This window comes from Kitasatospora sp. NPDC057518, assembly GCF_042802075.1.
In the GTDB taxonomy this organism is placed as follows: Bacteria; Actinomycetota; Actinomycetes; order Streptomycetales; family Streptomycetaceae; genus Kitasatospora.
In genome coordinates this window covers 1-8,097 of the sequence record NZ_JBHVEU010000408.1, presented here as the reverse complement: position 1 = coordinate 8,097, position 8,097 = coordinate 1, and the positions used below count along the sequence as shown (strand labels likewise).

General features: G+C 75.7%; 5 protein-coding genes. 2 read left to right on the top strand and 3 right to left on the bottom strand.

Going from position 1 to position 8,097, the window contains the following annotated elements; genetic code table 11:
• Window positions 1-77: 77 nt before the first annotated feature.
• From ACFU7Z_RS31365 to ACFU7Z_RS31355, 3 genes are all read right to left on the bottom strand, one after another.
• Entirely contained in the window at window positions 78-1,973 is a 1,896-nt protein-coding gene (locus tag ACFU7Z_RS31365; RefSeq protein WP_380744415.1) for a CocE/NonD family hydrolase, read from the bottom strand.
• Between the two features lie 261 nt (window positions 1,974-2,234).
• Complete coding sequence (locus tag ACFU7Z_RS31360) at window positions 2,235-3,059, bottom strand: Mut7-C RNAse domain-containing protein (RefSeq protein WP_082345763.1); 825 nt, start codon at window positions 3,057-3,059, stop codon at window positions 2,235-2,237.
• A gap of 122 nt (window positions 3,060-3,181) precedes the next feature.
• Window positions 3,182-4,459 (bottom strand): MFS transporter, encoded by a 1,278-nt coding sequence (locus tag ACFU7Z_RS31355; RefSeq protein WP_074005760.1) that lies wholly within the window; start codon window positions 4,457-4,459, stop codon window positions 3,182-3,184.
• 469 nt (window positions 4,460-4,928) lie between these two features.
• Here ACFU7Z_RS31355 and ACFU7Z_RS31350 point away from each other — a divergent pair, with 469 nt between their 5' ends.
• Both ACFU7Z_RS31350 and ACFU7Z_RS31345 read left to right on the top strand, forming a co-directional pair.
• The gene (locus ACFU7Z_RS31350; protein ID WP_380744412.1) at window positions 4,929-7,385 is read left to right on the top strand and encodes a molybdopterin cofactor-binding domain-containing protein; all 2,457 of its coding nucleotides are present in this window, start codon (window positions 4,929-4,931) and stop codon (window positions 7,383-7,385) included.
• Between the two features lie 35 nt (window positions 7,386-7,420).
• Complete coding sequence (locus ACFU7Z_RS31345) at window positions 7,421-7,888, top strand: (2Fe-2S)-binding protein (protein WP_049652133.1); 468 nt, start codon at window positions 7,421-7,423, stop codon at window positions 7,886-7,888.
• Window positions 7,889-8,097: the final 209 nt, after the last annotated feature.

Here is an 8,097-nt window from a genome sequence, read left to right as displayed (position 1 = left end):
ACCCGGCGCGGCACGACGTGAGGTGACGTGCCGACGCGGGGCGCCCGGCCGAGACCGGGGGCCCCGCGTCGCACCCCTCAGCGCACGACGGGCAGCTCCAGCGCCGAGCCGCGGTCGCCGCCCCAGCCGATCCGGTAGCCCGCCTTCCCGTCGGCCGGGAGCAGCTGGAAGGAGTCGGGGTTGGCGGCCGCGACGGTCAGCCGGATCCGCTCACCGGCCCGGAACAGCACCGAGACCGGCTGGAGGTCGATGGTGACGCGCTGCGCGCGGCCCTGCGGGAAGTCCTCGGCGTCCTCGGCCGCGTAGCTGCGCGGCGTGCGCAGCCGGCGCCAGTCGGGATTGTCCGATCGGTCAGCCACCGCCCGGTCGGCCAGCGAGAGTTGACCCTCCGTCAGATAGGTGACCCGGCCGTCCGGCGCGACGTCCTCCAGGTAGACGTGCAGGGCGCCGCGGGCCGAGCCCGCCAGGCCGGTGACGTCGAGGGTGACCTTGCCGTTGCCGGTGACCCGGGTGTCGGCGCCCAGCGGTGCGGTGGTGTAGCCGAGCAGCTTGGCGTCGACGGCGGCGCGGTCGGGGTAACTGACCTCGTCGCCGCTGAGGTTGGTGTTCCAGCGGTCCAGCGGGCCGGTGCCCGCGGTCGGGTCGAGGAGCAGCTGGTCGGAGCCGCCGCGGCGGTCGTCCGCCCCGTCGACGGACGAAGGGCCCGTGGGCGGGTGGTCGGTGAGCGAGCGGCCCGCGCCGAGGTCGAACCGCCGGGTGCGGGTGCCGGGCACCGGCCAGCGGGTGGTGGTGCGCCAGACGCCCTCGTTGAAGGTGTAGTAGTGCACCCGCCGGGTGCCGTCGGGGCGGGCGTCGCCGCGGACGTAGCGGTCGAAGAAGTCGAGCACCCGCTGGTCGTTCTCCTGGTGCTCCTGCCCGGTGAGCGGGCGGGCGGGCTGGAACGGGTCGGCGAACCAGCCGGCGCCGTGGTTCCACGGGCCGATCCAGTCGTCCTGGGTGTTGGACAGGCCGGTGAACTGGGAGAGCACCCCGTTGGCGGTGCCCGCGTCGAGCCAGCCGGCCCTGGTCAGGACCGGCACCCCGCCGGCCTCGACGGCGTCGGTCCGCTCGCCGACGCTGCCGACCGTCCAGCTCTTCGGCCCGTCCCGGTAGTCGCGGTGGACGCCGGAGTGCGCCATCTCGACCAGGTTGGCGTTGTTCGCGTGCTCGGCGCGCGCGGCGGCGAGCAGGGCGGGGCCGTCCGGCCCGTCGACCGGCCGGGGCTGGAGGCCGGTGAGGCCGATGCGCGCGCAGAGCTGCCGGGTGTCCTCGTCCGTCTCGCAGGTGGTGCCGCCGGCCTGGTCGAGGATGCGCAGCAGCAGCGCGTACGGGGCGACCCGGGGTTCGATGAGCAGGCCGCCGGGGCGCACCAGGTCCTCGTAGGGGTCAAAGTCGTAGGAGATCGGGGCGGCGGCGGTGATGTGGTGGTTGCCGAGGGAGGTGGCGAGCATCGCGGTGTCGCCGCCGTAGGAGATGCCGGTGGTGCCGATCCGGCCGTTGGACCAGGGCTGGGCGGCGATCCAGTCGCTGAGCGGGCCGCTGTCGGCGGTCACGTCGGCGCCGAGTTCGGAGGTGAGGGTGCCGAAGGAGGCGCCGGTGCCGCGCAGGTCGGCGACCACGTAGGCGTAGCCGCGGGCGGTCCACCGCTCGGCCTCGCCACTGGTGCCGCCGGGTTGGCCGGCCTTGACCCTGGCCCGCCAGTAGCGCTGGGTGACCAGGACGGTGGGCAGGTCGGCGCCGGCCCGGGTGCCCTCGGGCAGGTAGACGTCGACGGCGAGGCGGACCCCGTCCGGCATGGTCACGTAGCGCGACCGCAGATGCGGCTCGGCCAGCCCGGACGGCCCGGCGGCGGCCGCCGGGGCGACCGAGAGCCCGAGCACGGCCGCGGCGGCGACCAGCGCCGCCAGCGGGCGGCGCAGCACTCCCCGCCTCATCGGACGGTCGCCTTCCGGGGGCCTTCCTCCGGGCGTGCCCCGCCGTCGGTCCCGGATACCTTGAGCAGCGGCGGTGGGTACCCCCCGGCCCCGTCCGGGGCGGTCGGCACCGCGGCAACCCCCGTGTCCGTGGTGCGGAAGGGCTGTTGCCCTGGCTGAGTACTCATACGACGACCTGGCCTCTCTCCTGCGAGCGAGTAGCGTGGTCTCGTCCCCCACCGCCGATGGGACCACGGGCGCCGGGCCGTCCGCCAGAGCGCGCTACCCTGAGACGACCCCGATCCGGCCCTGGCCCTCCCCGGACCCGTGGACCTCCCCGAACTCCCCGACCGGCCCGGGCTCCTGGCCCGGTCCGCCCGCCCGGCCTGGCCCGAAGTCGCGCACCGCCTCGGCGACGATCGCCTCCAGCCGGGCGTGGTGGGCGCCGCGCCAGTAGGCCTGGCCGCAGTCCTCGCACTGGGCGAAGGCGTCGTACGAGCGCTCGGTGCCGTCCCGCAGCTGCTCGCGCACCGAGGTCTTGGTGGCCGGGTGCAGCCTGCCGTTGCAGGCGGTGCAGCGGCTCCACGGGGCGAGCGGCGGCGCGAAGCGGGAGAGCACGTCGCGCAGTTGCTCGGCGGGGCGGTGGCTGTAGACGTAGGCGCCGGCCCACAGTTCGCGGCGGCGCAGCAGGCCGCGGTCGCGGGAGAGCATGATCCGCTGCTCGGCGGCCGAGCGGGCGGCCAGGGCGGCGTCGCCGATGTCGGGGTTCTCGTACGCGGCGTCCACGCCGAGCAGGCGCAGCCGGCGGGCGAGGGTGCCGAGGTGGACGTCCAGCAGGAAGCGCGCCGGGACGGGCGAGGGCTGCGGCCTGGCCACGGCCCGGACGGTGATCTCCTCGCCGTCGGCCGGGACGTGGCTGTCGGGCACCGCCCGGCCGTCCACCAGCAGGGCGCCGACCTCGGTGAGCGGCACCCCCAGGGACTCGACGACGTGGCCGAGGGTGGAGGCGCCGTCGGTGCGCAGCGCGGTACGGCCGGCCCGCCGGGGCGCGGAGACGAAGAGGTGCAGCTCGGGGGCGAAGTCGAGCTGGATCTGGGGTCGGTCCACGCGGCCAGCATGCCAGCGGGCGGCGGCCCGGGGCCACCGGGTTTCCGGTCCGGTCCGGTCCGGTCCGGTCCGGTCCCGTCGGACGCTCCCCGGGCCGCCTTGGGGGTTCCCGTCCGGTACGGTCAGGCCCCCGGCGCCGCTCCCGCCACCACCGGCGGCGCCGGCGGTGACACCGCGTGACCGCGGTCCCGGGCCGCCCAGCGGGCGACCGGCCCCATCGCGTACCCCGCCGCGAGGAACACCCCGCCCAGGACCAGCCAGCCGGCCAGGCCCCCCTCCAGCAGCAGCGCGGTGAGCAGCAGCGGTCCGAGGGTGCGGGCGACGGCGACGCCGGTGCCGAAGAAGCCCTGGTACTGGCCGATCCGCCCGGGCGGGGCGAGGTCGAAGGCGATCTGCCAGCTGCCGGCCGACTGCCGCATCTCCCCGGCCACCTGCAGGACGGAGGCGGCGACCAGCAGCGCGCCGACCGCCCAGACCGGCACGTCCAGCGCGGACAGCCCGAACACGGCGCAGGAGCCGAGCAGCAGCAGCCCGGCGGAGCGGACCGCCCGGGCGGCCGGTTCCAGTCCGGTGATGCCGCGGGCCGCCCGGACCTGGAAGGCCAGCACCGCGAGGGTGTTGAGCACGAACAGCGCCGAGCCGAGCCAGCCGATCCCGGGGGCACGCGCGGCGATCCAGAGCGGGATGATCAGGCTGAGCAGCGGCATCCGCAGCAGCAGGACGGCGTTGACCGCGGTGACGGCGGCGTACCGGCGGTCGCGCAGCACGGCCAGGCGCGGCCCGGCGTCCGACGGCCCGGTCGCGGGCGGGGCTTCGGGCAGCCGCCGCAGGACCAGCGCGCCGATCAGGAAGCCGAGCGCGGTGACGGCGAAGGCGGCCAGGTAGGCGGCGCGGGTGCCGACGCTGAGCGCGATGCCGCCGATCGCCGCGCCGACGGCCAGTCCGCCGTTGAGGGTCGACTGGATGTGGGCGAGCAGCGCGGTCCGCTGCGCGGGCGGCACCAGGGCGGCGACCAGCGCCTGCCGGGCGGCGGTCAGGCCGGACTGCGCGGTGGCGTAGAGGCAGACCGCGAGCAGGAACAGCGGGTAGGAGCGGATCACCAGGAAGGCGGCGACCACGGCCGCCGTGCCGAGCGCGAGCGCCATCGAGGTGCGGCGCGGGCCCCGCTGGTCGGCGAGGTGTCCGAGCGGGACGCCGGCGAGGGAGCCGAGCGCCCAGGCGAGGGTGAGGCCGAGCCCGAGGGCGGTCGGGGACATCCCGACCACCCGGGTGAAGTAGAGGGCGGAGCAGGTGTAGTACGCGCCGTCGCCCACGGCGGCGGCCAACTGGGCGGCCGCGAGGGTCCGCTGGGGCCCGGCGGGCGGCAGGGCGCCCCAACGGGCGGTTCGGTCGGACGGCATGCCCCTCCTTCACTCGTTCGCGGGCGCCACCGGCCGGAGGCGTCCGGGCGGTCGCCCGCGCGCGCCCCCAGGGCCGTCAACGCCCCGCGGCCGTAAACGCCTCACGGACCGTCACCCTTGTTCGCGGCCCCCGGACGGGCGGCGCGCGGAGTCGGTCCTCGCAACCGCCGGTTCGGGTGCGCCCCCAGCCTACGGAAGAACCGGCCCAGTGGAACGGTCCAGTGATCAAGGAATTTCCTGGGCCAATTCCCCCTGCCGCCGCACCGTCGACCGACCCCTGAACCCGCGTGCGAGGGGCGCCAGTTGGCGCCTCCGAGCCCGTCCCGGCGGCCCTGCTCCGGCCCCGCCCGCACCTCCGAAGCGCCGTCCGTACCCGCTCCGACTCCGCTCCCGCCGACCGTCGCACAACCGTGATCGGGCCGACCAAGGGCCAACTTTGACCGTGTTGACCCGTCAGTAGCCTCCTTTTATGCTCAACGGCGTTCGCGATCCGGCACCGGCCCGGGGCCGCCCCGCCCGCCCGTTCCGTCGCCGTCTCCGGCCCGAAGGGTGTCCTCCCATCAGCACCTCCCTCGCCCCCTCGGACTCCAACGGCCGACCGCGCGACGCCGGGCACCCGCACGGTACGGCTGCTGCCACGGACGCCCCGGGCACCGCCGGCGCTCCGGCCGACCCGGACGCCCCGGGCCCGGAGGGCACCCGCCGCCGGCGCTTCCTCACCTACCTGCTGGCCGCGCCCACCCTCACCGTCGGCGCCCGCCTCGGCGCCGACGCCGTCGCACCCGCCACCGCACAGGCCGCCCCGCGCCCCGTCCCGTCCCCCGCCACGGCCGCCGTGCCGGTCCGCGAGACCGCCCTCCCCCAGCAGCTGATCGGCCTGCCCGGCATCCCGGACATCGTCGACCTCGGCGACGCGATGATCATCGCCGGGCTGCCGACCGCCCACCTGCTGGTCCTCGAAGTCACCCCCGCCGGACGCGCCGTGCTGCACCTGCCCCGGCTGGAGGTCGGCCAGGGCCTCACCACCGCGATCGCCGTCATCGTCGCCGAGGAGCTCGACGCCCGGCTCTCCGACGTCGACGTCCCGCTCTCCGACGCCCGCCCCGAACTGCTCTTCAACCAGCTGACCGGCGGCTCCAACTCGATCCGCTCGCTGTACGACCCGGTGCGCGCCGCGGCCGCCGCCGCCCGGGCCCGGCTGGTGACCGCCGCCGCCAGGCGCTGGAACGTTCCCGCGCCCACCCTGCGCACCGCCGACTCCGCCGTCCTCGCCCCCGACGGCCGCCGGCTCGGCTACGGCGACCTCGCCGCCGAGGCGGCCACCGTCGCCGCGCCCGCCGTCCCGGCCCTCCCCAAGACCCCCGACCAGCTGCGCCTGGTCGGCCGGCCGACCGGCCGGATCGACGCCCGCGACATCGTCACCGGCCGTGCCAAGTACGCCGGGGACCTCGACGTCCCGGGCGCCGTGCCCACCGTGGTCGCCCGCCCGACCACCGTCAACGGCACCCTCAAGTCCCTGGACGCCTCCGCCGCCCGCGCCATGCCCGGAGTCCTCGGGGTGGTGCAGATCCCGACCGGCGTCGCCGTCCTCGCCGAGACCTTCGACCAGGCGCTCAAGGCCCGCGACGCACTGCGCACCACCTGGAACCCGGGGCCGGTCGCCGGCCTGTCCGACGCCGACGTACGGTCCCGGCTGCGCGCCGCCCACCTGCCGTCCCTCCCGCCGCCGCTGCTCTCCCACCGGGTGGAGGGCGAGTTCGACTTCGCCTTCGTCAACCACGCCCCGATGGAGGTGCTCACCGCCGTCGCCGACGTCCGGCCGAACCGGGCCGAGCTGTGGTTCGCCGCGCAGAGCCCGATCCTCGCCCAGGGCACCATCGCCGCCGAACTCGGCCTGCCGACGAACGCCGTCACCGTCCACGTGGTGCGCGGCGGCGGCTCGTTCGGCCGTCGGCTGTTCTTCGACGCCGCCCTGGAGGCCGCCCAGGTCTCCAAGGCCGCCGGCCGCCCGGTCAAGCTGATGTGGACCCGCAACGACGACATGCGCCACGGCCGGATGCGCCCGGCCAGCCACCACATCGTCCGGGCCACCTACGGCCTCGGCCAGGTGTTCAGCTGGGAGCACCACGTGGCCGGCGTCCGCACCGACCTCGGGCACGGCCTCGGCGACATGTTCACCGCCGCCGGCTACAAGCTCCCGCTGGCCGGGCTCACCGGCGCCGAGCTGTTCTTCCTGCTCACCGAGAAGATCCCGTACGACGTCGGGGTGACCAACCAGCTGCTCGCCGAGGTGCCGCTGGAACTGCACACCGGCAGCTGGCGCTCCGTCTACTCCGGCACCGTCCGGGTCTCCGACGAGATCATGATGGACGAACTCGCCCGCCGGATGGGCCAGGACGAACTGGCCTTCCGCCGCGACCGGATGCGCAGCGCCACCGGGCGGGCGGTGCTGGACGAGCTCGCCAAGCGGGGCGGCTGGGGCCGCCCGATGCCCCCCGGTCAGGCCCAGGGCATCGGCTACCACGACGAGCACAGCGCCTGCGTCGCCTACCTGGTCGAGCTGGACGCCACCGACCGCGCCAACCCCCGGGTCACCAAGGCCGTCGTCGTCGCCGACGTCGGCCGGGTGATCAACCCCACCGGCCTGGAGGCCCAGCTCACCGGCGCACTGGTCGACGGCATCTCGGTGATCCTCCAGGCCGGCAACCACCTGGACAACGGCGCCTTCCGGGAAGGCAGTTACGGCGACTTCCACTACGCCCGGCAGCGGCACACCCCGCCGGTGGTCGAGATCCACCTGATGCCGCCGAGCGGACCGCCCGGCGGCGCGGGCGAGCTGGGCGTCCCGGCCGCCTCCGCCGCCGTCGCCAACGCCTACGCCCGCGCGACCGGCACCAGCCCGCGCTCCTTCCCGATCAACTTCTGACCACCAGCCGAGCCAGCCGAGGAACCGCGACCCCCATGCCCAGCCACACCTTCGTCCTCAACGGGCAGCCCGTGACCGTCGAGGCCCCGGACGACATGCCCCTGCTCTGGGTGCTGCGCGACAAGCTCGGCGTCACCGGCCCCAAGTACGGCTGCGGGGTGGGCGTCTGCCGCGCCTGCACCAGCCACCTGGACGGCCAGGAGTTCCAGCCCTGCACCCGTTCCGTCAAGGACTGCGCGGGCCACACCGTCACCACCATCGAGGGCCTGGCCGACGGCGAGGTCCTCCACCCCGTCCAGGAGGCCTGGCTCGCCTGCGACGTCGCCCAGTGCGGCTTCTGCCAGCCGGGCCAGATCATGACCGCCGTCGCCCTGCTGCGCCGCACCCCGAACCCGACGGACGCGGACATCGACCAGATCCAGAACATCTGCCGCTGCGGCACGTACCCGCGCATCCGCGAGGCGATCAAGCAGGCCGCCACCCGGCAGGGCGCCAAGCCCTGAGCCCTGGGCCCTGGGCCCTGGGCCCGGGTTCGGGTTCGGGTTCGGGTTCGGTCCCGCTGCCGGTCCGAACCCTGGCGTCACCGGTCCAGACCACCCAGGTCCTCTCTTTCGGATCACGTCGGATCAGCGCGCGGCGTCGGAGTGCGTGCATCGCAAGGCGGAGGAGGGAGTCCATGCGGAGCATCGGCGACCGACGACAACGCGGCGAG

Bases quoted from the DNA above. Each gene is read 5' to 3' on its own strand.
- ACFU7Z_RS31350 (WP_380744412.1), top strand. From the start codon at position 4,929: ATGCTCAACGGCGTTCGCGATCCGGCACCGGCCCGGGGCCGCCCCGCC.
- ACFU7Z_RS31345 (WP_049652133.1), top strand. From the start codon at position 7,421: ATGCCCAGCCACACCTTCGTCCTCAACGGGCAGCCCGTGACCGTCGAG.
- ACFU7Z_RS31355 (WP_074005760.1), bottom strand. From the start codon at position 4,459: ATGCCGTCCGACCGAACCGCCCGTTGGGGCGCCCTGCCGCCCGCCGGG.
- ACFU7Z_RS31365 (WP_380744415.1), bottom strand. From the start codon at position 1,973: ATGAGGCGGGGAGTGCTGCGCCGCCCGCTGGCGGCGCTGGTCGCCGCC.